We start from the raw sequence: 1,750 nt of genomic DNA, 5'->3' as shown, positions 1-1,750 counted from the left end.
ATCGATCGATGACATTGACGGCTGTCTATGTTTGGGTCCATGCTTGCCCTGGCAGTACATAGACGCGGATCGATGTGAGGTGGTCGTCGTGGCCAGGGTCCAGTTGGCGCTGAACGTGTCCGATGTGAACGCGGCCGTGAGCTTCTACTCGAAGCTGTTCGGGGTTGGGCCGGCGAAGCGCCGGCCCGGGTACGCGAACTTCGCGGTCGAGGTCCCGCCGCTGAAGCTTGTGTTGATCGAGAACCCGGCGGCCCGGGAAGCCGGGGTGGCTGGCGCGCTCAACCATCTCGGTGTCGAGGTCGAGTCCACCGGCGAGGTGACGGCGGCGGCCGCGCGGCTGGCCGGTCTGGGGCTGGCCACAGCGACCGAAGAAGCCACGACGTGCTGTTACGCGGTGCAGGACAAGGTCTGGGTAGATGACCCGGACGGTGCGCCGTGGGAGGTCTACACCGTCCTCGCCGATGCCGATGCCGATGCCGATGCCGATGCCGATGCCGATGCCGATGCCGGCGTTGGCGTTGGCGTCGCTGGACGGCCGGCCGTCCAGCGGGAGGCCGAACCGGGCACGCCGGGGTCGGCCTGCGCATGCGGGCCTGTGTGTGGTGGCATCGGTGGCCCGGAGCCGCTGGCCCTGACCGTGGCCCCGGTGGCTGGCCGTTGACCCCGGCCGTGACCGCGGACCAGCGCCCGCCGCTGGCGCGGCGGGTCGCGGCGGAGGCGTTCGGCAGCATGCTGCTGGCCGCCCTTGTCATCGGCTCCGGGATAGCCGCCCAACAGCTCAGCCCGAACCAGATCGGTCTGCAACTGGCGGAGAACGCCACGGTGACCGCGGCTGGCCTGTTCGCGATCATTCTGATGGTCGGGCCGGTGTCCGGCGCGCACATCAACCCGGTGGTCTCCGCCGTCGACGCGCTGTTCGGCGGTCTGCCCTGGCGGGACGTCGCGGCCTATCTGCCCGCCCAGGTCGCGGGATGCGTCGCCGGTGCGGTGCTCGCCAACGTCATGTTCGGGCAGGCGGCGGTGTCGATCTCCACCCATGACCGGGCGTCCGGCGCGCATCTGCTGTCCGAGATCGTGGCGACGGTCGGCCTGCTCCTCGTCATCTTCGCCCTTGCCCGCTCGGGGCGGGCCGACCGGGCACCGGCGGCGGTCGGGGCCTACATCGGCGCGGCGTACTGGTTCACCAGCTCGACCAGTTTCGCCAACCCGGCGATCACGGTGGGACGGATGTTCTCCGACACCTTCGCGGGTATCGCCCCCGCGTCCGTCCCGGCGTTCGTCGCCGCCCAGCTCACCGGCGGGCTGGTCGGTATCGCACTGATCAGGGTGTTCTACCCCGGGCTGAGCCCGGCCGCGGCGTCGACCGTCGTCGTCGCACACTCGCCGGCCGTGACCCCGAACGGCACGGTGGACCAACCTGACACGTGGGCTGCCGACGGCGCGCTCAGACAATGATCATTACTGGTCAGCCTGTTGCCGGATCTGACGCTCCCGCCCCGCTGACCGACCGCTCTTCGTGAAGGGAAGAACCGTCCGTGTCCACGAAGCCGTCCACGAAACCCTCGGTACTGTTCGTCTGCGTCCACAACGCGGGACGCTCCCAGCTGGCCGCCGGTTGGCTCTCCCATCTCGCGGCCGGGGCGATCGAGGTCCGTTCCGCCGGGTCGATGCCCGCTGAGCAGATCAACCCTGCCGCGGTGGCGGCCATGGCCGAAGTCGGCATCGACATCACCACCCAGACCCCGAAGAT

2 protein-coding genes and 1 pseudogene are annotated in these 1,750 nt (G+C 69.8%); all 3 read left to right on the top strand.

Annotation, left to right across the window (positions count from 1 at the left end):
* Positions 1-88: 88 nt before the first annotated feature.
* Positions 89-661 (top strand): ArsI/CadI family heavy metal resistance metalloenzyme, encoded by a 573-nt coding sequence (locus MJ783_RS16740; RefSeq protein ID WP_239311376.1) that lies wholly within the window; start codon positions 89-91, stop codon positions 659-661.
* A gap of 68 nt (positions 662-729) precedes the next feature.
* Positions 730-1,455 (top strand): MIP/aquaporin family protein, encoded by a 726-nt coding sequence (locus MJ783_RS16735; protein WP_239311379.1) that lies wholly within the window; start codon positions 730-732, stop codon positions 1,453-1,455.
* A gap of 80 nt (positions 1,456-1,535) precedes the next feature.
* Positions 1,536-1,750 (top strand): annotated as a pseudogene (locus MJ783_RS16730) (heat-shock protein HtpX); the annotation flags it as partial.

The organism is Protofrankia sp. Cj3, from assembly GCF_917627355.1.
In the GTDB taxonomy this organism is placed as follows: domain Bacteria; phylum Actinomycetota; class Actinomycetes; order Frankiales; family Frankiaceae; genus Protofrankia.
The sequence above is the reverse complement of the archived record's forward strand: the minus strand, read 5'-3'. Positions and strand labels throughout refer to the sequence as shown.

Coding starts and splice junctions, on each gene's coding strand:
- MJ783_RS16735 (WP_239311379.1), top strand. CDS start 730: ATGCTGCTGGCCGCCCTTGTCATCGGCTCCGGGATAGCCGCCCAACAG.